Genomic DNA, 22,806 nt, shown 5'->3' on the forward strand with positions numbered 1-22,806 from the left:
CGTTTTCGCGGGAATGACGACGAGAGATACTCAAAGCGGCTGGACGACCTTGCCGTCCCACCAGTGACTGCACCCGGCGGCCCTGGCCGCCTTTTTCACATCGGCCTGTTCGTGCAACGCTGCCCAGGTGGCATGGCCATCCCGACGCAGTTTCGCCGCCGCGCTACGCGGCGTGCCGAAGGGAAGATAAACCAGCGGCGATGCTGCCTGTGCCGGCAGGGCGCGCATGACGCTGTCGAGATAGAGCGTGAAGCCGGTGGCCGTCTCGCCAGCCGGCGCGGTATAGCGGCCGCCACGACCAAGTTCGCCGCGCACATTGCGGGCGAACAGCGTGAATGCGATGCCGGTGTGATATTCGAAGCCGCGGAACTCGCCGGGATCGAGTGTTACCAGCAGATCCGGCGCCGCTGCCGTCACTTCGCGCACCAGCGCATCCAGATCGGCCACGATCTTCGCGGCCGCCTCGGGCAGCTTCAGCGCCTTGAGGCCATCCAGCGCGGCACGGGCCGGACCGGCCAGCGCCAGCAGTTTCAGCAGCGTCGGCGCCGCGGCACCGCCCACCTCTTTCAGTTCGGCGGCATCCTTGCGGTCCAGCGCGCGGCGGGCGGTGCGCGCCTGCTTCGGCTCCAGGCCATGGGCCGCCATGATCTCCGGCGCCAGCAAGGGCTGCGTGATATCGAGCGACAGGTTGGTCACGCCCAGCGCGGCCACGGCTTCGGCCGCCAACACGGCAACCTCGACATCGGCGGCCAGCGCATCCGAGCCGATCAGCTCGACGCCGGCCTGGGCAAACTGGCGCTCCGGGCGCAACTGCGTGCCGCGCACGCGCAGCACCTGGCCGGCATAGGCCAGGCGGACGGGCCGCGCCGCATCCCGCATGCGGATAGCGGCGATGCGTGCCACCTGCAGCGTGATATCGGTGCGCAGGCCCATCATGCGCTGCGACACCGGATCCATGACGCGAAACATCTGGCCAGCCAGATCCTGGCCCGAGCCTTCCAGCAGGGTTTCCTCGAACTCGATCAGCGGCGGCTTCACGCGGGCATAACCCTGCGCCGTGAAGCTGGCGATCAGCTTCTCGCTCGCCTGCGCTTCGGCTTCGGCGCGCGGCGGCAGCACGTCGCGCAGACCAGCCGGCAGCAGGCCGGCGGCTGCACTCGTCTCGCCGTCATTCGCAGGATTGCGTCCGCGCGGAGCCATGGTGTCTGTATCCGTTACTTGTTCTTGAAACTGGCTTTGCGCTTTTCAGCAAAAGCGCTCATGCCTTCCTTCTGATCTTCCGTCCCGAAGGTGGAATGGAAGACGCGGCGCTCGAAGCGAATACCCTCGGCGAGCGTGGTTTCATAGGCACGATTGACCGATTCTTTCGCAATCATCACGATCGGCTGCGACAACGAACAGATCTTCTCGGCGGCCTTGAAGGCTTCATTCAGCAACTCGGCCGCCGGGACCACGCGGCTGACCAGGCCGGCACGCTCGGCCTCGCCGGCATCCATCATGCGGGCTGTCAGGCACATTTCCATCGCCTTGGACTTGCCGACAAAGCGCGTCAGCCGCTGTGTGCCGCCTGCACCCGGGATGGTGCCGAGATTGATTTCCGGCTGGCCGAACTTGGCGGTATCGGCGGCCAGGATGAAATCGCACATCATCGCCAGCTCGCAGCCGCCGCCCAGGGCATAGCCGGCCACGGCCGCGATCACCGGCTTGCGGCACCTGGCCACGCGCTCCCAGTCGCGGGTGATGAAGTCTTCCTTGTAGACGTCCATATAGGTCTTGGGCTGCATTTCCTTGATATCGGCGCCGGCAGCAAAGGCCTTTTCCGAACCGGTGACGATGATGCAGCCAATCGCATCGTCAGCCTCGAAAGCATCCACGGCACGCGTCAGCTCCTGCATCAGCTGCGCATTCAGGGCGTTCAGCGCCTTTGGGCGGTTCAGCGTGATCAGGCCGACCGAGCCGCGCGTCTCCACCAGGATGTTCTCGTAAGCCATGACGGGTTTCCTCTGATTGGACTTTCTTGGACTACTGGGGCAGCAGTTCGAAGCGCACGGTGAGCGCGCCATCACGGCCGGCAAAACCGATCTTCAGTCGTTCGGTCTCGCGGCGGTATTGCTCAGGCCCGGCCGCCTGCCAGCCCAGCTGCGGCAGGGTGGCGGCATAGAACTGCCGGACGGCAGCGGTGGTGACATTGCCTTTGGCCTCGGTGCTGCCGATCCGGCCGGTCGGCTTGTCGAACACGGTGGCGGCATCGGCATTCTCGGCCAGGCCCGGCATCAACGGCACGTCCTCGGCAATCGAAAGGAAGCTGGCCGCGGCCCGGGCACCGCCAATCAGGGCTTCGGAGAAACTTGCACGAATCCCCGCCAGCTCCAGACCACCCATGACGCTGCCGCTCAAGAGAGGGCCGCCAAGGACGAAAAGTGCAGCTAGCGCCGGGACCGGGACAAACCTCCAGCCGGGGCGGAACATGGCCGGGAATTTGGCAGATCAGGCCGGCGGTTGGAAGCCCCGGGCGGGTGGAATCAGGCCGCGAATCCGGGCCGAAAAACCCTATTTCTGGCACTTCCCGCAGTAAAACGTAGAGCGGCCGGACTGCACGATGCGCCGGACGCTGGCCTTGCAGGTGACGCAGGCCTGTCCCTCGCGGTCATAGACGCGGAAGCGGGTCTGGAAATAGCCCAGCTCGCCATCCGACTGCACGTAATCGCGCAAGCTGGAGCCACCGGCCTCAAGCGCTTCGGCCAGTACGGCCTTGATGGCCGGCACCAGCTTGTGCAGCTTGTCGGCCTTCACACTGCCGGCCAGCTTTTCCGGATGGATGCCGGCGCGGAACAGCGCCTCGCAGACATAGATATTGCCCAGACCGGCCACCACGGTCTGGTCAAGCAGGGCCGCCTTCATCGGGGCCTTCTTGCCCTGCAGGGCAGTCAGCAAAACCGCAGCCGTGAAGGCCTCGTCGAGCGGCTCCGGCCCGATACCGGCCAGCAGTTTGTGGGCCGCGAGCTTTTTGCCCGGAACCAGATCCATCATGCCGAACCGGCGGGCATCGTTGAAGGTGACGGCCCAGCCTTCATCGGTGCCGAAGATGACGTGATCGTGCGGCCCGATATCGTTGGGCCAGCCCTGCCGCATTACCATGCGGCCCGACATGCCGAGATGGATGATCCAGACCAGGTCGCCTTCCAGGCGGATCAGGATGTATTTGGCACGCCGCTCCAATGCCTCGACCTGCCGGCCCTGGATGGATTTGGCGAAATTCTTCGGCAGGGGGAAACGCAGATCGGGCCGGCGGGCCTCGATGCGGGTGATGCGCCGGCCCTCCAGTTTCAGGGCCAGTCCCCGGCGGGTGGTTTCCACTTCGGGTAATTCAGGCATGCCTGTCTCTATACCGTTACCGGCCCAATTCGGCTATGGTCTGCCGCCATGACCCAGACAGGCCAGACGCCCGGAAATGCCCCGGGAAATCCTCCCGGCGACGAGACCCATTTCGGCTTCCGCACCGTGCGCGAAACCGAAAAGGCCGGTCTGGTGCGCGGCGTGTTCGACTCGGTCGCCGGCTCCTACGACATCATGAACGACTTGATGTCAGGCGGCGTGCACCGGCTGTGGAAGAACAGCATGATCGACTGGCTCAACCCCCGCGGCGCGATCCGCGTGCTCGACATGGCCGGCGGCACCGGCGACATCGCCTTTCGCATTCTCGACCGCGCGCCACAAGCCGAGGTGCTGGTGGCAGACATCAACGCCGCGATGCTGGAACAGGGCCGCAATCGCGCCATCGACCAGGCCCGGCTGACGCGCCTGAACTGGACCTGCATGGATGCCGAACATCTGTGCCTGCCCGATCGCTCGGTCGACGCCTATACCATCGCCTTCGGCATCCGCAATGTGACCCATATCGATGCGGCGCTGCGCGAGGCCTTCCGCGTGCTGAAACCCGGCGGGCGCTTCCTCTGCCTGGAATTCTCCACGGTGCGCAATCCGGCCCTGGCCGCTATTTACGATATCTACAGCTTCAACCTGTTGCCCAGGATCGGCGGTATCGTTGCCAAGGACGAGGAATCCTATCGCTATCTGGTGGAAAGCATCCGCCGCTTCCCGAACCAGGAGGATTTCGCCGCCATGATCGCCGAGGCCGGCTTCGGCCAGGTTGCGGTGCGCAATCTGACCGGTGGCGTCGCCGCGCTCCATTCGGCCTACCGTATCTGACGCATTTGCTGCCGTGCTGACCGATCTGCGCCATCTGTTCCGCCTGTTTGCCACCGGTCGCAGCTTCGCCCGGCATGATGCGCTGTTCCTGCTGCAGGAATCATCGCTGACGCCGCGCGGCAGCAAGGTCGCGCTGAAGCTGTTCCAGGCTGTCTTCGGTCGCCGTCGCCCCGGTCTGCGGCCAGGCGAACGACTGGCTGCGGCACTTGGCGATCTGGGGCCAAGCTATATCAAGCTGGGCCAGGTCCTGTCGGTGCGACCCGATGTGGTCGGCGGACCGGTGGCCGAGGATCTGGGCCGTCTGCGCGACAAGCTGCCGCCATTTCCCTGGCCTGTTGCAAAGGCGCAGATCGAAGCCGAACTCGGCGTGCCGATCGAACGGCTGTTCAATCATATCGACCCCGAGCCTGTCGCCGCCGCCAGTGTCGCGCAAGTGCATATGGCCGAGACCAGCGAGGGCCTGCCCGTTGCCGTAAAGGTGCTGCGGCCTGGCGTCGAAGCGGCCTTCGCCCGCGACCTGGCGCTGTTTGCCTGGATCGCCGAGACTGTCGAGCGGCACGAACCAGGCATGGTGCGCCTGCGGCCCCGTGATGTCGTGAACTCCCTGCGCGAATGGGTTTCCATCGAACTCGATCTGCGCCTGGAAGCCGCCGCAGCATCCGAACTGCGCGACAATTTCCTCGACGATGCGGATGTCATCGTGCCAGCCATCGACTGGCAGCGCACCGCGCGCCGCGTGCTGACCGTGCAGCGGATCAGCGGCATTGCCATCGAGGATCGCGCCGCCCTGGTGGCCGCCGGCATCGATGTCACAATGGTGGCCGAGCGCGTCATCCGCGTCTTCCTGAAGCAGGCCCTGCGCGATGGCTATTTCCACGCCGACATGCATCACGGCAACCTGTTCGTGGCCGCTGACGGCCGGCTGGAACTGGTTGATTTCGGCATCATGGGCCGGCTCGACCTGAAGACCCGCCGATTCATGGCGGAAATGCTAGGGGCTTTCTTGACAGGAAACTGGCGTCGCGCCGCGGAAGTACATTTCGAGGCTGGCTACGTGCCGGCCGATCGCAGCGTCGACGCCTTCGCCCAGGCCTGCCGCTCGATCGGCGAACCGATCCTCGACCGCCCGGTGACCGAAATCTCCATCGGCCGCCTGCTGGCGCAGCTGTTCCAGATCACCGAGACCTTCGGCATGCAGACGCAGACCCATCTGCTTCTGCTGCAGAAGACCATGGTGACAGTGGAAGGCGTGGCGCGCAGCCTGGATCCGGCGATCAACTTCTGGGAAGTGGCGCGGCCGGTGATCGAGGACTGGGCCCGCGAGAATATGGGGCCGGAGGCTTATCTGAGTGAAGCAGCCGGCATGGTGGTCGATTTCGCCAAACGCCTGCCCAAGGTCGCGCGCGATCTGGAAAGCCTGGTCGAGACGGCACAAGCCGAAGGCCTGCATCTGAGTGCTGCCAGCATTCTCGCGCTGGCCGAAAGTCAGGCGGCAGCACAGGCCCGTCGGCGCCGCCCCTTGCTCTGGGCGCTCTGGGCCATTGCCGCCCTGCTGGTGCTGACCCTGTTCCTCTGATCCGTAAAAAGAAAAGGGGCCGGTTACCCGGCCCCTTCGCTTGATCCCGATCCGGTTTGGATCAGAAGTCGAGACGGATACCAGTGACGCCGAAGGTCGCCTTCGAGTTGTTGTCGAGCTGCGCGGTGCCGCCAACCAGCGTGCCGGCTGCGATCGCATCGTCATACTCGTAACGGCCAACACCGGCGAAGCCCAGAATGCCCGTGGCGATCTGATAGGTCACACCGAGCGAGTACCAGGTGTACTTGTCTTCGCCACCCACCGCCGTACCGGCGATGTTGCCCTGGTCGGACTTGGTACGGGCGAAGTCAACGCCGATACCGACCGAACCGGACTTGGTGCCATCGGTCAGATACCGCAGACCGGCCGTGTAAACGCGGCGATTATCGTCGCCACCAGCGGTGACGCCGGTGTCTTCATGCTTGTAGGCGCCACCGAGCTGCACGGTCGAACCATCGCCAACATTGTAGGTCAGCGTGGTGCCGAACGCGTAGCCGTTCAGACCGTCATTCTTGAACACCGTGGCCGAGCCATTGGCAGCGGAGCCGGTAGAAGTGGCTTCAGTGGAGAAGCGATTGTAGCCACCAAACAGGGCCACATCGACCGGGCCGAAGGACTCGAGATAGTTCAGGGCCGCCGTATAGGCCCTGGAAATCTGACCAATATTAACTGTCGAACCGAAGCCACCGCCGCAACCGCGACCCGAACCGCCGTTGATACCACTGGTACCGCCAGGCATCGTCGTAGGGGATGTGGTAGCAGCCGGGCTGAAGTCTTCGCAGCCATCCGGGGTGTAGGACACGCCGAGCTGCAGACCCTTACCAGCCTTCGAGCCGAAATAACGATTCGCCGAGGTATAGAGGTTGATGCCCTGTGCATCGTCCGGCGCACCGGCAAACTTGGTCAGATTGCCGGTGGTGCGGGCGCCGGTCGGGGCTGTGGTGATCGCAACCGAGCCAGTCGGATCGATCGTCCCGTAGCCCGGAATGGCTGTGGGGGCGCCATAGACCATCTTCGAGGCCGCACGATCGGTCGAACCGACTTCCATGCGGCCGATGTCGGAACGCTCGACGAAGAGATAGCTCTCATCGATCTGGTCCGCTTCGGTCTGCGCTTCCAGTTCGACACGGCCGCCGATGACAAAGCCGTTATCCAGCACGGCGCGGATATTGAAATAGATTTCCGCATCGGGAGCGCCGAAGGAAACGGAATTGGTGTCACGCAGGGTCCGGTTGTTGTCTCGGTCCTGAAACTTCAATTCCTGGGTCATGTAACCGCCAACCGTAATACCGATCGGCTCGGCCTTGACCTGAGCAGAAGCAATATCGGCCACGAAGAGGCCGGCGGTCGCTACCAGGGCAGTCTGAAGGAGTAAGGTCTTTTTCATGCGGGGTCCTTGCGTTTGATGTGCTTGTCAGCGTCGAAGCAATGCCCCCCGGCATTCGCCACCGTAATGGGATATTCCTCAGGCCCGCTGCAAGTCAATGGAGGCTTAGCCCGAATGCTTTGCATTCCCGTGACAGCCGGATTTTTCCTGACGGCTGTTGCCGATAAGGCAACGGATCCTGTGTCGGCGGTCACACTGAGCTGGCCAGCGAATAACTCCACCCAAAACCTGCAAGACCGCATATCAAAAAGAAAAAGGGCGGGTTTCCCCGCCCTTTCCCGTATCCGATAAAGGATCGTATTAGAACGTCAGGCCGAGGCCGAGGACGCCGAAGGTCTGCTTATTGTCACGAGCGCCGCCCGGATTGTCCAGGTCGGAAACGCCCACGCCACCGAAGCCCAAGATACCCGGCGCGATCTGATAGGTCAGACCGAGCTGGTAATACTTGAGCTCCTGGTCACCAGTAGCGGCCGCAGTACCGAACACAGTGCTGGCACCGACAACCGTATTGGTGTCCTTACGCTTGTAACCTTCCACACCGATACCGATCGAGCCGGCATTGGCACCGTTCGTCAGGTAGCGCAGGCCAATCGAGTAGGCCTTGCGGTCACGGGAAGCAACGCCCGTGGCAGCCTTGGTCAGTTCTTCGTCGCTGTAACCACCGCCGAGCTGCACGGTCGAGCCGTCGCCGACGTTGTAGGTGAGCAGAGTGCCCAACTGCCAAGCGTCGACACGCTCGGGGGCAACGCCTGCGGCACTACCCGACGTCGGGACGAGCACTTCAAAAGCACCGCTCTGGTACGCACCGTACAAGGCCACATCAACCGGGCCAAAGGTCTCGAGGTAGTTGGCCGCACCGACATACTGCTTCGAGAACTGACCGATATTGGCCGACGAGCCGAAGCCGCCACCACAACCACGGCCCGAGCCGCCATTGATGCCGCTGGTCGCGCTGGGCATGGTGGTCGGAGCGACCGTGCCCGACGGAGTGAAGTCTTCACAACCATCCGGCACATACGACAGGCCGAGCTGGATGCCCTTGCCGGCCTTCGAACCCAGGTAACGGTTCGAAGCGGTATAGAGACTGATGCCCTGCGTGTCGTGGTTGGCATTGGCGAACCACATCAGCGGCGTGGCGCTGGCCGCCGAGTATTCCGAATGCACCGTGGTGCCGTGGCCCGGCAGAACGGTCGGGGCGAAATACAGCATCTTGCCCGAGACCTTGTCGGTCGAGCCGAGTTCGACGCGGCCGATATCCGACTTTTCGACGAACACATAGGCTTCGTCGATCTGGTCGGTATAAGTGGCAGCTTCGAGCTCGACGCGGCCGCCGATCACGGTGCCGTTGTCGAGAACGCTGCGGATGTTGAACCAGATTTCAGCGTCCGACGTGAAGCTCTGGGTTTGCTGATCGAGCTGAGCGTTGCCGCGATCCTGAGCCTTGTAGAACTGGGTGAAATAGCCGCCGACGGTGACACCGATCGGCTCGGCCTTGACCTGCGCGGAAGCGATGTCGGCCACGAACAGGCCGGCAGCGGCAACGAGCGCAGTTTGCAGAAGCAGAGTCTTCTTCATTTTCCTCTTTCCTCTCCCACCGGGATTAGGGTTGCAGTGCTAGTCACTAGCAATGAACAGACAGCCGACGGGCTGCGTGATCGCCGAGGATCAAGCCATTTCGCGCCGCCAGGTGTCAATAAAAGCAGTGATTTCCGTCACGCTTTTGCTGGCGGTGTTGCAATCCCGCCACACATTCTGTGTTTTTCGCCGATAGTGCCTTTTATATCAAAGGGATATGCCAATTTTGACCAGCGTTCTGACCTCGCGGAGCGCGAGCTACAAGTCCACTTTGATCAGGCGGTAAGCCCGACCAAGGACGGGGGCGCCATCCTCAATCCGCAACGTGTCATCCAGTTGTGCGGCCACGTCGAAACCGGCCCGGGCCGCGCAGTCGCGGATGTAATGGTCCGTCTGCCGGAAACGGCCGGTCGGCATCAGCCGGATCGGCTCTGCCCCCTCGCCAAGCTCGATGGTGAACAGCATCGAGCCACCTTCATTAAGCATTTGATTTGAATGTATGAAAATATCATCCAGGCGGCCGATATAAATAAAGACATCCGTTGCCAGAAGGGCGTCATAGCGTACCGGCGGCTGACGCAGAAGGGTGTGGATTTCCGCCTTGTACAGGTGGTCATAGCCGCGCCGACTGGCCTGCCTCAGCATATTCGGGGCCAGGTCCACACCGTCCAGACGTTGGGCATAAGGCCTGAACAGGGGTGCATTGAGCCCGGTCCCGCATCCCAGATCGAGGATGGCTTTGGTCGGCCCTGCCTTCCAGGCCTGGGCCGCCAGTCGGGCGATCATGTCCGGTCCGCGATAGGCCAAAGCGGAAAGATGCGCGTCAAAATTGCTGGCATGCCCATCGAAAACCCAGAGCACGTAATCATCCGGCGCCCGATCCGGCGCCGCCCCGCCCGCCAGCATGCTGACCATATGGCGAATCGCACCCGAGTCGGGCAGCAGGTCCGACGCCTTGCGGAAGGCCTGCAAAGCCTGATCACGATCCTTGAGATCCAGATAACACTGACCCAGCCCCAGCCAGGCTGAACCATCATCGTTTGTGGCCAGAATCTGCCGGTAGAGCGCGATGGCTGCTTCGGGCGCACCCGCAACCTGTGCATCCCAAGCCCTGCGGAATAACGCGCTGATAACTGGATCGGCTGTGGTCATCGGACGGCCTTTAAGGGTTTTCCCAAAAACTGGCAATCCCCCCTCGTCAGACGCCATGGGGCGATTGGCGATCCGGCAGGAATTGTGCTATTCCACGCAGCCTTAAAGCGTTCCAGGAGGATTGCCGCAATGGCAACTCTGTATCGACAGATTTCCATCCGTTCAGCCATGCTCCGGCTTGGCCTTGCGGCCTGCATCGGGCTGCTGGCCCTGTCCGGCTGCTCTTCGCCCGATGACGGTCAGACCCAGACCTATTATCCCGAGCGAGGCCCAGGCGGCACCTACAATCCGGCGCCCAGCGGCGAGCGCCAGAGCGTGTTCGGACCCGGTGGTTTTAACATCCTGGGTAGCGCCAAGAAGGTCGATGAAGGCTCCGGTGGCGGCATCGGCGTCAACAGCTTCCTGTGGCGTGCCACCCTGGACACCGTATCCTTCATGCCGCTGGTTTCCGCCGATCCCTTCGGCGGTGTCATCATCACCGACTGGTATGTCCCGCCCCAGACCCCGAACGAGCGCTTCAAGGTGACCGTCTACATTCTCGATCGCGCCCTCCGGGCCGACGGATTGCGGGTCGGCGTTTTCCGTCAGGTGCGTCAGGGCGAAGGCTGGCTCGATCAACCCGCCGCGCAGAACACTGCGATCAGCATGGAGAATGCGATCCTTCAGAGGGCCCGCGAATTCCGCATGGAATCCGAAGCGCGTCGCTGATGCCGGCAACGCAGCATCCGTATAAGAGAAGCACCGGATCAGTATATGTCCCGCTATAACGCCAAGGCGGTCGAAACCAAGTGGCAGGCCGTCTGGGATAAACAGCAGTCCTTCCGCGCCGAAGCCGACACCACGCGCCCGAAATACTACGTCCTTGAGATGTTTCCCTATCCGTCGGGACGCATCCATATGGGCCATGTGCGTAACTACACGCTGGGCGATGTGGTCGCGCGCTACAAACGGGCCCGGGGCTTCAACGTGCTGCATCCGATGGGCTGGGACGCCTTCGGTTTACCGGCCGAGAATGCCGCCCAGGAAAAGAAGGTGCATCCCGCCGCCTGGACCTACGACAACATTGCCAACATGCGCAGCGAACTCCAGCGCATGGGCTTGTCACTCGACTGGAGCCGCGAACTCGCGACCTGTCATCCGGGCTATTACAAGTACCAGCAGCAGATCTTTCTCGATTTCCTGAAAGCCGGGCTGATCTATCGCAAGGAAAGCTTCGTCAACTGGGATCCGGTGGACCATACCGTGCTCGCCAACGAGCAGGTGATCGACGGCCGCGGCTGGCGCTCCGGAGCCCTTGTCGAACGGCGCAAGCTGTCGCAGTGGTTCCTCAAGATCACGGCCTATGCCGACGATCTGCTGACAACGCTGCAGAGTGGCCTGGAGCGCTGGCCCGAACGTGTCAAGCTGATGCAGCAGAACTGGATCGGCAAATCCGAAGGCGCCCGTTTCTCCTTCGCGCTGAAAAACCGCGCCGATAAAATCGACGTCTACTCGACCCGCCCCGATACGCTGTATGGCGCCAGCTTCGTCGCCATCGCCGCTGATCATCCGATTGCCGCCGAGGCCGCGAAGACAGATCCGAAACTTGCCGCCTTCATCGAGGAATGTCGGCAGACCGGTACGGCGGAAGCCGAGCTGGAGAAGGCCGAGAAAAAGGGCTACCGCATCCCGGTCGAGGCGGTGCATCCCTTCGATCCGTCCTGGACGCTGCCTGTTTACGTCGCCAATTTCGTACTGATGGAATACGGCACCGGCGCCATTTTCGGCTGCCCGGGCCATGACCAGCGCGATCTGGATTTCGCCCGCAAATACGATCTGCCGGTCAAGGCCGTGGTGGCGCCGAAAGGCCAGACTGCACTTGGTATCGGCGACGAGGCTTTCACCGAGACCGACAGCACCGTCGCGATCAATTCGGCATTCCTCGACGGCATGGATGTCACGACCGCCAAACGCACCGCGATCCGCAAGCTGGAAGAGATCAAGGCCGGTGAAGGCACCGTGACCTTCCGCCTGCGCGACTGGGGCGTCTCGCGCCAGCGCTACTGGGGCTGCCCGATTCCGGTGATCCACTGCGAGGATTGCGGCATCGTACCGGTGCCGGCAAAAGATTTGCCCGTCGAGCTGCCCGAGGATGTCACTTTCGACAAGCCCGGGAATCCGCTGGACCTGCACCCGACCTGGAAGCATGTCGCCTGCCCGACCTGCGGCAAGCCGGGCCGGCGCGAGACCGATACCTGCGACACCTTCGTCGACTCGTCATGGTATTTCGCCCGCTTCTGCAGTCCGCGCGCCGATGTGCCGATGCAGAAGGCTGAAGTCGATTACTGGCTGCCGGTCGACCAGTATATCGGTGGCATCGAGCATGCCATCCTGCACCTGCTCTATTCGCGCTTCTTCACCCGGGCGCTCCGCGACACCGGCCACGTCTCGCTGCCGAGCGGCGAACCCTTCGACGGCCTGTTCACCCAGGGCATGGTCTGTCACGAGACCTACCGTGACGCCAATGGCGTCTGGCTGCTGCCGACGGAGATCAGGAAGGATGGCGGCAAGACCGTCAACCTGAAGACGGGTGAACCGGTCACGGTCGGCCGCACCGAGAAGATGTCGAAGTCGAAAAAGAACGTCATCGATCCTGGCCTGATCATCGATACCTACGGCGCCGATACCGCGCGCTGGTTCATGCTGTCTGACAGCCCGCCGGAACGCGATCTGGAATGGAGCGAATCCGGCGTTGAAGGTGCATGGCGCTTTACCCAGCGCCTGTGGCGCCTGATTGCCGAACCGCGCGGTCCGATTGCTGGCAAGGTGGCGTCACAGCCAGCAGAATGGCCAGCATCGGCGCTGGACTTGCGCCGCGCCCTGCACAAGACGATTGCCGCCCTGACCCATGATCTGGAGAATTTCCATTTCAACAAGGCCGTCGCGCGCGTGCATGAATTTGCCAACCAGTTGGAGGCAGCCAAGGGCGATGACGTTGCCACTGCCTGGGCACGCCGCGAAGCCCTGGAGGCGCTGGCCAAGCTGATCGGTCCAATGGTACCGCATCTGGCCGAGGAAATCTGGCAGGCGCTCGGCCATGATGGCCTGCTGCTCGATCAACCCTGGCCGGTCGCCGATGCTACACTGGCCCGCGATGAAATGGTGACCATTGCCGTGCAGGTTTCCGGCAAGCTGCGCGCCACCATCGAGGTGGATCGCGACATGGAGCAGACGGCACTGGAAAAACTGGCCCTGGCCAATGACAACGTGTTGCGCGCCATGGAAGGCAAGCCGGCACGCAAGGTCATTGTCGTTCCGAACCGGATCGTCAATGTCGTGGTCTAGGCGCGGCGCAATCCTCATTGCAGGGCTTGCGCTGGCTGCCCTGGCCGGCTGTGGCTTCAAGCCTCTGTACCGACAGGGCAGCAGCCAGGATCCGATACCGCAGTTCGAGCAGATTTCCATCGCCCAGCCGGAAGATCGCGGCAACCAGCAGCTTCGCAATCTTCTGCTCGACATGTTAACGCCGCGCGGCACGCCGGACCGGCCGCGCTACCTGCTGGAATATCGCCTCAGCGAATCGGTAGGTTCGGTTTTCGTTACCCGCAGCGAAGAAATCACCCGCAACAACCTGCAGCTCACGGTCGATGCGAATCTGCGGGATTATCAGTCTGGGATCGTCGTCTTTAATTTTGCAGCCCTCAGCCAAGCTTCCTACAACCTGACCGTGGCCGACTATGCCAATCTGGTGAGCGAAAAGAATGCCCGCGAACGCGCGATGCGCGATGCTGCCGAGCAGATGCGCCTGCGTCTGAGTAATTTTTTCGATCGCAAGCCTATGCTGGATCAGCAAGCCCGCGAACGGCAGCAGCAACAAGCGCGATGAAGCTGGCGGCACGCGACGTCGAGGCCTTCGTCAAACGGCCGCGCGCCGATATCCGGGCCGTACTGCTGTTTGGTAGCGATGCCGGACTGATCCGTGAGCGTGCCAAGCGTATCGCTCAGAGCGCCTGCGAAGACCTGAACGATCCTTTCCGCGTTTCCACGCTGACCGGCGCGCAGCTGCATGAAGATCCGGCACGACTGGCCGACGAAGCCGGCGCCATGGCGCTGACCGGTGGCCGCCGCGTCGTCATGGTCTCGGGTGCCGGCGACCGCAACGGAAAACTCTTTGAATCCTTTCTGGAAGGCTATGCCGGCGACACGCTGATCGTGGTCGAGGCCGGCGAACTCACCGCCCGCTCCTCCATCCGCGTCGCCTTCGAGGACGCCGGCCAGGCTGCGGCACTGGGGTGCTACGCCGACGATCAGCGCGCCCTGCAGGGCCTCGCCGAAGAGGTGGCGCGCGAAGCGGGCAAGAAAATCGCCCCCGAAGCGCTCGCCTATCTGGCCGATAATCTGGGCACCGACCGCATGGTCAGCCGCGGCGAACTGGCCAAGCTGATGCTCTACAAGGGTGACGACCCGACCCCGATCAGCCTGGAAGATTGCGAAGCCACTATCGGCGACTCATCCACGCTGTTCCTGGACGATGCCGCCTTTGCCGCCTTTGGCGGCGACTTCACCACTCTGGCCGATGCGCTGACCCGCTGCGAAAGCGCCGGCGAGTCGCCGGTGGCGATCCTGCGCGTGGCGCAGAAGCATGGCCAGAAGCTGCATCTGGCCGCAGCCCAGCGCGAGAGCGGCGGCCGCGCTGATCCGACGCGCCTTGGCGTGCACTGGACGCGGCGCGACGGCTTCGAGCGCCAGAGCAAGATGTGGTCGAGCGACCGCCTGATGCGGGCGCTGGAAATCCTCACCGATGCCGAGCTGCTGGCGAAAAGCACCGGCATGCCGGCGGCCTCGGCCTGCGGCGACGCGCTGCTGCGCATCGCCAGGGCTGCCAGGGTCAGCCGCTAATTGCCGAAATCGAGAATGCCGGCCGAGCCGTCCTCGCCGCCGGCGATCAGGTAACGGCCGTCCGCACTCCAGGCCAGCGCCGTCACCGGCGCCGGGCCGAGCTGTTCCAGATCGATGCTCGATTCATCGCTGACCCGGGCGAGCTTCAGTTTGCCGGTCACATCGCCGGACGCCACCAGGCCGTGGCGCGGATGGAAGGCGACAGCGGTGGCGACATCGCCGCGGCTGAGCTCCACCGGCGCCGAGCCCATCGGGCCCTTGCCCTTGCAGTCCCAGACCACCACGGTTTCCGCGCCCGAGGTGGCGAGCCAGCGGCCGTCCTTCGACCAGCTCATGCCTTTCGGCTTGTTGGGATAGCCGCTCATGCGCATGTCGGCACTGTCAGACAGGCGCCAGCCATGCATCTCGTTTTCCTGCGTCGCCGTCATGATGAACTTGCCGTCCGGCGACCAGGTCACCGCGACATGCGAGCTTTTCCAGGCCAGTCTTTTTGCCGGCTGCGCATCCGCCTTGGCCCACCACAGCGTGACGCCGCCGTAATGCGACACGGCCAGGCGCTTGCCCTTCGGGTTGAAGGCGATGCCGCTGATCGTGCTCGGATGGTCCTCGAAGACCGCGACACTTTCGCCCTTCGTGTTCAGCAGGCCGACGCGCTTGCCGGCGGCATAGGCGATACCGCCTTCCGAGACGGCTACCTGCTCGATCCATTTGCGCGGCACGGCCGCCAGTTCCTGGCCCTCGCCCGCCACCGAGGTCAGCATCAGCCGGCCGTCATCGCCGCCGGAGACGAAGCCTTCGCCATCGGGCGAGGCCGCCATGCAGAGCAAGGCCGCATCGGTATGGGCGATCAGGCGCCGCGTGGTGGGTGCGTCCGGCTCGGCGAACGGCCGCAGCGCGATCGAGCCGTCCCCTAAGCCGAAACCGGCATGGCCGGCAGCCTCGGCGGCAGCGACGGCAACGACGCCGGACTTGAACTGCCAGAGAAAGGCGCGGAACCCGATCTGGCCGTCCGACTTAGGCGCGGGTGGCATCGAAACCCTGCTGGAGTGCGGCGGCATCGAGATCGCGGCCGATGAAGACCAGGCGCGAGAAGCGCGGCTCGTCGGCCTTCCACGGACGCTGGAAGTCGCCGTCCTTGATCATATGCACGGCCTGGAAGACGAAGCGCTTGTCGCCGCCCTTGAAGTCGAGAATCCCCTTGGTGCGCAGGATGTCCTGGCCCTTGGTCGCCAGCAGCTCGCCGATCCAGGCGTCGAACTTCTTCGCGTCCACGGCGGAATCGAGGCGCAGCGACACGCTCTTCACCGTGGTGTCATGGATGCTGTCGCCGTGATCGTGATGATCGTGGCCGCAATGTTCGTCATGCACATGGTCGTGGCCATGATCGTGATGATGGTGGTCGTGGCCGCAATGCTCGTCATGCACATGGCCGGCCTCGCCATGCGGCGGGTTGAGGAAATCCGGCTCCAGGTCGAGGATGCGGCCGAGATCGAAGGCGCCACGATCCAGCACCTTGTCCAGCGCGACATCGCATTTGGTGGCGCGGTGGATCTGGGCGAAGCGGTTGACGCTGCGGATGCGGCGCTCGACCTCGGCCAGTTCGTCGGCGCTGACCAGGTCGGTCTTGTTCAGCACGATCACATCGGCAAAGGCGATCTGTTCCTCGGCCTCGCGGCTGTCCTTCAGCCGCGCCGGCAGATGGCGCGCATCGACCACGGTGACGATCGAATCGAGCCGCGCACGGCGCGACACGTCTTCATCGACGAAGAAGGTCTGCGCCACCGGGCCGGGGTCCGCAAGACCAGTCGTCTCGACGATGATGGCGTCGAAACGGTCCTTGCGTTTGAACAGGCCCTCGATGATGCGGATCAGGTCGCCGCGCACGGTGCAGCAGATGCAGCCGTTGTTCATCTCGAAGACTTCCTCGTCGGCATCCACCACCAGCTCGCCGTCGATGCCGGTCTCGCCGAACTCGTTGATGATGACGGCGTATTTCTTGCCGTGCGGCTCGGTCAGGATGCGGTTCAGCAGCGTGGTCTTGCCGGCGCCGAGATAGCCGGTGAGCACGGTGACGGGGGTCTGCGTGTTTTCCAATGACTGCGACATAAACGGATATCTCCGGACGGCATGGCCATGCTAATCACAGGGCCCTATATGGGGTATATCGGGGCGTAACCATAGTGGCCCGCCCGCCCAAGTCCAGTGCCGGCCAGAGCGCAGAAACCATGGCAAAAACCTATTCCGTCACCATTCCCAGCCCGCTCGGTTCCCTCACCGTGACCGCCACCGCCACCGCCATCGTCAAGCTCGACTGGGGCGGCCGCGGCGCGAAGCCGGCGGATGTGGACATGCCGCCGGAAGCCGAGGCCCTGCTGGCCGAGGCGGCGCGTCAGCTCGAGGCCTATTTCGCCGATGGCAGCTTCCGCTTCGACCTGCCGCTGGAACCGGCAGGCAGCGATTTCCAGCGCGCCGTGTGGGATTTCATGCTGGCCATTCCGGCCGGCCGCACCCGGTCTTACGGCGAGGCCGCCACCACCATCGGCAGCGGCGTGGTCGATTCCCGGGCTGTGGGCAATGCCTGCGGCGCCAACCCGATCCCGGTGATCATCCCCTGCCACCGGATTCTGGCGGCCGGCGGCGATGCCGGCGGCTATTCCGGCAAGGGCGGATTGGACACCAAGCGATGGTTATTGCGCCACGAAGGCGCCTATGTGCCGTCCGAGCAGGTCAGCCTGTTCTAGTGGCCCGCCTGCCGGTTGCCGCGTGGCATCGGCATTGGCTAAGGTTCCTCCGTCCATAAAAACCGGAGGAGAAGCGCCATGGCGAAGACCATCACGATCAGCGCGAAAGACGGCGGCTCATTCAGCGCCTACCAGGCCGGCGACAAGGGTCCGGGCATCCTGGTCATCCAGGAAATCTTCGGCGTCAACAAGGTCATGCGCGACATCTGCGACGACCTGGCGCAACAGGGCTATGTCGCGCTCTGCCCCGATCTCTTCTGGCGCCAGGAGCCCGGCATCGACATCACCGACAAGAGCGAGGCCGAGTGGAAAAAGGCCTTCGCGCTGTTCGGCGGCTTCAATGTCGATCTCGGTGTCGAAGATCTGAAATCCAGCCTCGCCGTCCTGCGCAAGCTGCCGGGCTGCACGGGGAAAGCCGGCACGGTGGGCTACTGCCTGGGCGGCAAGCTCGCCTTCCTGATGGCGGCGCGCAGCGATGTCGATGCCAGCACCGCCTATTACGGCGTCGGCCTCGCCGAGCTGACCGGCGAAGTGGCGACGATCAGGAAGCCGCTGCTGATGCATGTCGCCACCGAGGACAAGTTCGTGCCCAAGGACCAACAGACGGCCGTGAAAGTCGCCGTCAGCGCCAACCCGAAGGTCACGCTGCACGAATACCAGGGCAACGACCATGCCTTCGCCCGCGTCGGCGGCGAGCATTACGATCAAAAGGCGGCCGACCTGGCCAACAGCCGCACGGCGGCCTTCTTCAAACAGCATCTCGCTTAAAAGGATTTTACGATCATGGTTCATGCCATCCGCATCCACGCCACCGGCGGCCCCGACGTGATGAAATGGGAAGAAGTCGAGGTCGGCGATCCCGGCCCCGGCCAGATCCGCCTCAAGACCTCGGCCGCCGGCCTCAACTATCTCGACACCTATCACCGCACCGGCCTCTACAAGCTGCCGCTGCCGCTCACGCTCGGCACCGAAGGCTCCGGCGTGGTGACGGCGGTGGGCCAGGGCGTCACCGACATCAAGGCCGGCGACCGCGTCGCCTATGCCTCGGCGCCGCTCGGCTCGTATGCGGAAGAGCGCCTGATGCAGGCCGACCGCTGCGTGGTGCTGCCCGCCGGCATCGACGACAAAATCGCCGCCGCCATCATGCTCAAGGGCATGACCACGGAATACCTGGTCCGCCGCACCTACAAGATCAAGGCCGGCGATACCGTGCTGTTCCATGCCGCCGCCGGCGGCGTCGGCCTGCTGTTCGGCCAATGGGCCAAGGCGCTCGGCGCCACCGTGATCGGCACGGTCAGCAATGACGAGAAGGCAAAGCTGGCGAAAGCCCATGGCTATGACCACATCATCAATTACCGCACCGACAACTTCGTCGAGAAGGTGAAGGAGCTGACCAAGGGCGCGATGCTGCCTGTCGTCTATGACGGCGTCGGCAAGGACACCTGGGCCGGCTCGCTCGACTGCCTGCAGCCCTTCGGCCTGATGGTCAGCTTCGGCAATGCCTCCGGCCCGGTGCCGCCGGTGGATATCAGCATCCTCGCCGGCAAGGGCTCGCTCTATGTCACCCGGCCGACACTGAACACCTACACGGCGAAACGTGCCGATCTGGTGGCCTCGGCGCAGGCGCTGTTCGATGTGGTGAAGGGCGGCAAGGTGAAGGTGGAAATCCCGCAGACCTATGCGCTGAAGGATGCCGTGCAGGCCCATACCGACCTGGAAGCCCGCAAGACCACCGGCTCGACCTTGCTGCTGCCGTAAGATTGGGGCTGGCGTAAACTGATTCGTCGTCCCCGCGAAAGCGGGGACCCAGTCTTTCCGCCGGCCTGGACCCCCGCCTTCGCGGGGGTGACGATCTGTGTTTGAGACAATGCCTCATGCCTGCCCCGCCCATGGCTGTTATCGGACGGACGGCCTGAGGCTTTTCCGCGCGCCCGGCCCTTTCCCGCCTCACGCCGCTTTGCCATGCTGCGCCGCGATGAGCGAGCTTCTGCATCTGGCAGCCGGGAACCTGCTGTCGCCGATGATCCTGGCCTTCGTGCTGGGCGCGGCGGCCGCCGCCTTGCGTTCCGATCTGGAAATCCCCGAGGGCGCGGCGAAAGGCCTGGCGATCTACCTGATGTTCGCCATCGGCTTCAAGGGCGGCGTCGCCATGCATGCCGCCTCGGGCTGGGCGCTGGTCGGCGCGATCGTCGCGGCGCTGGGGCTCAGCCTCCTGCTGCCGGTGATCGCCTTCGGCCTGCTGCGCACCGTCTGGGGCCAGAGCCGGGTGAATGCCGCCGCCATCGCCGCCCATTACGGCTCGATCAGCATCGTCACGTTTGTGACCGCGGCTGAATTCCTGCGCAGCCGCGACATCCCCTATGAGGGTTATCTCGTCGCCATGACGGCGGTGATGGAAACCCCGGCCATCCTGATCGGCCTGCTGCTCGCCGGCCCGCAGACGCAGCAGGGCATGCAGCCCGGCAGCAGCGAGCGCGGCGCCCTGATCCGCGAGGTGCTGGTCAACGGCTCGGTCATGCTGCTGGTCGGCGGCTTTGTCATCGGCTGGATCACCGGCGATGCCGGCATGGCCAAGATCAAGCCCTTCGTGGCCGACCTGTTCAACGGTGCACTTTGCCTGTTCCTGCTCGATATGGGCCTGGTGGCGGTGCGCCAGGGCCGCGCGGCGAAAAAATTCCCCAAGGCGCTGATCCTGTTCGGCATCGTCATGCCGCTGATCGGATCGGGCCTGGGCTTTACGGCCGCCGCCCTGCTGGGGCTTTCGGCCGGCGGCGCCATGCTGCTCGCAGTCCTGTCCGCTTCTGCGTCATACATAGCCGTGCCGGCCGCCATGCGCCTGGCGCTGCCGGCCGCCAGTCCGTCGCTCTCCGTGACACTGGCGCTGGCCGTCACTTTCCCCTTCAATGTCGCCATCGGCCTGCCGCTCTACCTGATCGTGGCGCAGCGCCTGTTCGGGAACTAGCAGATGTCCCATCCGCGCAAGAAGATCGAGATCATCGTCGAGGCGCCGCTTCAGCGCTCGGTGCTCGACTGGCTCTCCGCCCAGGGCGTGCAGGGCTGGAGCCTGCTCCCCCGGGTGATCGGCGGCGGCCAGCATGGCGAACGCAGCAGCGACGACATCACCCGCGCCTTCGACAATGTGATGATCGTGGCCGTCACCACCGAGGCGGTGGCGCGCAAGGTCCTGGACGGCTTCCATGGCCGTTTCGCCGATGCGGTGGCCATCGTCTATCTCTCGGATGTCGAAGTCGCGCGCGCGGAGAGATTCCAATGACAGGGCGGTTCCAATGACCGGGTGGTTCCAGTGAACGAGGCCGTGCTGCCCGCCCGCAGTCCGGCCCAGCAGGCCCGCGCTGTGGCCCGCGCCTGCCGCACCGCCAGCCTGGCCAGCATCACCGCGGATGGCGCGCCCTATGCCTCGCTGGTGCTGGTGGCCTTCGACCACGATGCCGCGCCGCTGCTGCTGATCTCGCGGCTGGCCGACCATACCAAGAATATCCTGATGGATGACCGCGTCTCGCTGCTCTGCGATGGCACCGCGCATTATGCCGAGCCGCTGACCGGCCCGCGCGTGACCCTGATGGGCCATGCGGCGAAGACCGAAGAGGCGCGCCACCGCGCCCGTTATCTCGCCCGCCACCCGGCCGCCGAGATGTATGCCGGCTTCGCCGATTTCGCCTTCTACCGCATCGAGGTCGAACGCGCCCATATCGTCGCCGGCTTCGGGAAGATCCACTGGATGGACGATTACAGCTACACGGGTGACTGGCAGGCGCTGGCCGATGCGGAAGCCGGCATCATCGAACACATGAACAGCGACCATGCCGACGCCGTGCAGCTCTATGCGACCAGGCTGCTGGGCAAGAGCGGCGACGGCTGGAGCTTGAGCGGCGTCGATGCCGAGGGCGCCGACCTCATCCGCGACGGCCGCGTGGCGCGCCTGCCGTTTGAGACAACGATCGGCAGTGCCGAGGAGGCGCGGGTGGAGCTGGTGCGCCTGGTGAAGAAGGCGCGGAGCGTCACCCTATAGCCTCTCTAGTCTTATTCACCATTACTAGTATCGTTCTTCTCTTCAGCGGCCGCGCTCCTGCGCCTTGAGCAATTGGACGATTTGTTTCGCTGAAAGTTCTCCTCCCATAAGCGTCCGACGCACTGGCTCGAACGCTTCCGCCATAGCGTTGTAGCGGGGAACAGATGGCCAGTGCGAATTGAAATCGCGTCCTTTGAAGTGCTGCCAGCGATCCATCTTGTCCACGAACATGCGCGCGATCCCCATGTACTCGGCCTCGTTGTTGCCGTCGAAGCCTGCGAACCTTGGTTCCTTCACGCCCGTTTTCTCAGTGATATAACTCTTCTCTTCATCGGAAAACTTTTGCCACGCGGTTTCGATGAAGTCCCAGACGTCGAGAATATTGGCCACGGCACGAACCTTTCTGGGGTCGTCCACGTAGTCGTGGATGATGCCCGGCATTTCCCAGACCAGCGCCCAAAAATGGCCACCAACGATCGCTTCCTGAATTAGATCGACCGTTTCCAACGCATGGCTGTCAGCCCCCTTCTTTGGGCCTTGGGCTTGGTATTTCAGGACCTCACTCATCATCCACACCAGAAGCTTGTCCCGATTGTTCAGACGGAAATTCTCCTTGGTCCCTCCCTCCAGGCCGACTTCCAATAAATGGCGGATCGCCTCTGATCGAGTTGGCTTGTCATCCCGTTCTTCGCGCCAATGGTCGAGGCGTTCCAAAAGGTCAGGCTCAAGACGAAGTTCTACGCGATCAGTTTTCGGGGGCATGACAAATCTCCGTATAGCACTACATTTATACGTACTGTACGGTATTTTGTACGAAACTTCAAGATAAATTTTACGCCGCCTCCTCTTCCACAAACGTCGCCAGCCCAAACCCGAGCGACCAGTTCTCCGTCGTCGTCTCCAGCAGGTTGATCAGCACATCCTCCGGCCGGATGCCGGGGTTCTGCCCGAGCTTTTCGGCGATGCGCCTGTAGAGCGCCTTCTTCTTCTCCAGCCCGCGCGTGTTGTTGACGGTGAGCTGGATGATGACGAGATCGTCGCTGCGCGGGCCGCCGCGATAGCTGGGGCTGCACCAGAAATCCGCCGCGTCATGCTCAGCCACCGTCATGAAATAATCGGTCTCCGGCACATCGAAGGTCTCGACCATCGCCTGGTAAAGCCCGGTGAGGATGGCCTGGCGATAGGCGACGGGTTTGCCCCGGCGCAGCGAGACACGGGTGATCGGCATGATGGGGGTCCTCCTGGTGGGTCGATACAC

23 protein-coding genes are annotated in these 22,806 nt (G+C 63.6%); 12 read left to right on the forward strand and 11 right to left on the reverse strand.

The window, feature by feature from the left end:
- Positions 1 to 30 precede the first annotated feature (30 nt).
- The 4 genes from AC1ROT_RS08505 to mutM form a co-directional block, all read right to left on the reverse strand.
- Positions 31 to 1,200, reverse strand: a complete 1,170-nt coding sequence (locus AC1ROT_RS08505) for an ATP phosphoribosyltransferase regulatory subunit (protein WP_492998398.1) — start codon at positions 1,198 to 1,200, stop codon at positions 31 to 33.
- 14 nt (positions 1,201 to 1,214) lie between these two features.
- Positions 1,215 to 1,991 (reverse strand): enoyl-CoA hydratase, encoded by a 777-nt coding sequence (locus AC1ROT_RS08510; RefSeq protein WP_492998400.1) that lies wholly within the window; start codon positions 1,989 to 1,991, stop codon positions 1,215 to 1,217.
- A 31-nt stretch (positions 1,992 to 2,022) separates the two neighbouring features.
- On the reverse strand, positions 2,023 to 2,397 hold the full coding sequence (locus tag AC1ROT_RS08515) for a hypothetical protein (RefSeq protein WP_492998402.1): 375 nt from the start codon (positions 2,395 to 2,397) through the stop codon (positions 2,023 to 2,025).
- A gap of 153 nt (positions 2,398 to 2,550) precedes the next feature.
- Positions 2,551 to 3,375: a bifunctional DNA-formamidopyrimidine glycosylase/DNA-(apurinic or apyrimidinic site) lyase gene (gene mutM / locus AC1ROT_RS08520; RefSeq protein WP_492998404.1), complete on the reverse strand. Its 825-nt coding sequence runs from the start codon at positions 3,373 to 3,375 to the stop codon at positions 2,551 to 2,553.
- Positions 3,376 to 3,423: 48 nt separating this feature from the next.
- On the opposite strand from mutM, the gene ubiE reads away from it, so the two are divergent.
- Together ubiE and ubiB are read left to right on the forward strand one after the other, a co-directional pair.
- Positions 3,424 to 4,209, forward strand: coding sequence for a bifunctional demethylmenaquinone methyltransferase/2-methoxy-6-polyprenyl-1,4-benzoquinol methylase UbiE (gene ubiE, locus AC1ROT_RS08525; RefSeq protein ID WP_492998405.1), 786 nt, complete (start codon positions 3,424 to 3,426; stop codon positions 4,207 to 4,209).
- A gap of 13 nt (positions 4,210 to 4,222) precedes the next feature.
- Complete coding sequence (gene ubiB, locus AC1ROT_RS08530) at positions 4,223 to 5,785, forward strand: 2-polyprenylphenol 6-hydroxylase (RefSeq protein WP_492998406.1); 1,563 nt, start codon at positions 4,223 to 4,225, stop codon at positions 5,783 to 5,785.
- Positions 5,786 to 5,846: 61 nt separating this feature from the next.
- Here the strand turns inward: ubiB and AC1ROT_RS08535 are convergent, their stop codons facing one another.
- The 3 genes from AC1ROT_RS08535 to AC1ROT_RS08545 form a co-directional block, all read right to left on the reverse strand.
- Positions 5,847 to 7,172: a porin family protein gene (locus AC1ROT_RS08535; protein ID WP_492998408.1), complete on the reverse strand. Its 1,326-nt coding sequence runs from the start codon at positions 7,170 to 7,172 to the stop codon at positions 5,847 to 5,849.
- Positions 7,173 to 7,472: 300 nt separating this feature from the next.
- Entirely contained in the window at positions 7,473 to 8,747 is a 1,275-nt protein-coding gene (locus AC1ROT_RS08540; protein ID WP_492998410.1) for a porin family protein, read from the reverse strand.
- Positions 8,748 to 9,005: 258 nt separating this feature from the next.
- Positions 9,006 to 9,899: a class I SAM-dependent DNA methyltransferase gene (locus tag AC1ROT_RS08545; protein ID WP_492998412.1), complete on the reverse strand. Its 894-nt coding sequence runs from the start codon at positions 9,897 to 9,899 to the stop codon at positions 9,006 to 9,008.
- Positions 9,900 to 10,028: 129 nt separating this feature from the next.
- Between AC1ROT_RS08545 and AC1ROT_RS08550 the strand changes: the two genes are divergently transcribed.
- The 4 genes from AC1ROT_RS08550 to holA are packed head-to-tail and all read left to right on the forward strand — an operon-like array spanning position 10,029 to position 14,777.
- Positions 10,029 to 10,607, forward strand: coding sequence for a DUF3576 domain-containing protein (locus AC1ROT_RS08550; protein ID WP_492998414.1), 579 nt, complete (start codon positions 10,029 to 10,031; stop codon positions 10,605 to 10,607).
- Between the two features lie 45 nt (positions 10,608 to 10,652).
- Positions 10,653 to 13,223 carry a leucine--tRNA ligase gene (gene leuS, locus AC1ROT_RS08555; protein ID WP_492998415.1) on the forward strand — a complete coding sequence of 857 codons (2,571 nt, stop codon included), beginning with the start codon at positions 10,653 to 10,655 and terminating at the stop codon, positions 13,221 to 13,223.
- The gene (gene lptE / locus AC1ROT_RS08560) at positions 13,210 to 13,764 is read left to right on the forward strand and encodes an LPS assembly lipoprotein LptE (RefSeq protein WP_492998417.1); all 555 of its coding nucleotides are present in this window, start codon (positions 13,210 to 13,212) and stop codon (positions 13,762 to 13,764) included. Before leuS ends, lptE begins: the two co-directional genes overlap by 14 nt.
- Positions 13,761 to 14,777: a DNA polymerase III subunit delta gene (gene holA / locus AC1ROT_RS08565; RefSeq protein WP_492998419.1), complete on the forward strand. Its 1,017-nt coding sequence runs from the start codon at positions 13,761 to 13,763 to the stop codon at positions 14,775 to 14,777. Before lptE ends, holA begins: the two co-directional genes overlap by 4 nt.
- Here holA and AC1ROT_RS08570 read toward each other — a convergent pair.
- Positions 14,774 to 15,808, reverse strand: coding sequence for a WD40 repeat domain-containing protein (locus AC1ROT_RS08570; RefSeq protein WP_492998422.1), 1,035 nt, complete (start codon positions 15,806 to 15,808; stop codon positions 14,774 to 14,776). The genes holA and AC1ROT_RS08570 overlap by 4 nt on opposite strands.
- Entirely contained in the window at positions 15,792 to 16,883 is a 1,092-nt protein-coding gene (locus tag AC1ROT_RS08575) for a CobW family GTP-binding protein (RefSeq protein WP_492998424.1), read from the reverse strand. The genes AC1ROT_RS08570 and AC1ROT_RS08575 overlap by 17 nt, the downstream gene beginning before the upstream one ends.
- Before the next feature lie 74 nt (positions 16,884 to 16,957).
- Here AC1ROT_RS08575 and AC1ROT_RS08580 point away from each other — a divergent pair, with 74 nt between their 5' ends.
- From AC1ROT_RS08580 to AC1ROT_RS08605, 6 genes are all read left to right on the forward strand, one after another.
- Positions 16,958 to 17,518, forward strand: a complete 561-nt coding sequence (locus AC1ROT_RS08580) for a methylated-DNA--[protein]-cysteine S-methyltransferase (protein ID WP_492998426.1) — start codon at positions 16,958 to 16,960, stop codon at positions 17,516 to 17,518.
- A 78-nt stretch (positions 17,519 to 17,596) separates the two neighbouring features.
- The gene (locus AC1ROT_RS08585; RefSeq protein ID WP_492998427.1) at positions 17,597 to 18,286 is read left to right on the forward strand and encodes a dienelactone hydrolase family protein; all 690 of its coding nucleotides are present in this window, start codon (positions 17,597 to 17,599) and stop codon (positions 18,284 to 18,286) included.
- Positions 18,287 to 18,301: 15 nt separating this feature from the next.
- On the forward strand, positions 18,302 to 19,276 hold the full coding sequence (locus AC1ROT_RS08590; protein ID WP_492998428.1) for a quinone oxidoreductase family protein: 975 nt from the start codon (positions 18,302 to 18,304) through the stop codon (positions 19,274 to 19,276).
- A gap of 217 nt (positions 19,277 to 19,493) precedes the next feature.
- Positions 19,494 to 20,480, forward strand: a complete 987-nt coding sequence (locus tag AC1ROT_RS08595) for a sodium-dependent bicarbonate transport family permease (RefSeq protein ID WP_492972626.1) — start codon at positions 19,494 to 19,496, stop codon at positions 20,478 to 20,480.
- A 3-nt stretch (positions 20,481 to 20,483) separates the two neighbouring features.
- The gene (locus AC1ROT_RS08600; RefSeq protein WP_492972625.1) at positions 20,484 to 20,792 is read left to right on the forward strand and encodes a P-II family nitrogen regulator; all 309 of its coding nucleotides are present in this window, start codon (positions 20,484 to 20,486) and stop codon (positions 20,790 to 20,792) included.
- Positions 20,793 to 20,822: 30 nt separating this feature from the next.
- Positions 20,823 to 21,548, forward strand: coding sequence for a HugZ family pyridoxamine 5'-phosphate oxidase (locus AC1ROT_RS08605; RefSeq protein ID WP_492998429.1), 726 nt, complete (start codon positions 20,823 to 20,825; stop codon positions 21,546 to 21,548).
- 42 nt (positions 21,549 to 21,590) lie between these two features.
- Here AC1ROT_RS08605 and AC1ROT_RS08610 read toward each other — a convergent pair whose 3' ends face one another.
- Positions 21,591 to 22,310: a YfbU family protein gene (locus AC1ROT_RS08610; protein ID WP_492998431.1), complete on the reverse strand. Its 720-nt coding sequence runs from the start codon at positions 22,308 to 22,310 to the stop codon at positions 21,591 to 21,593.
- 70 nt (positions 22,311 to 22,380) lie between these two features.
- Positions 22,381 to 22,776 (reverse strand): tautomerase family protein, encoded by a 396-nt coding sequence (locus AC1ROT_RS08615; protein ID WP_492998433.1) that lies wholly within the window; start codon positions 22,774 to 22,776, stop codon positions 22,381 to 22,383.
- Positions 22,777 to 22,806 lie beyond the last annotated feature (30 nt).

This window comes from Ferrovibrio sp. GW821-FHT12E11 (genome assembly GCF_058806975.1).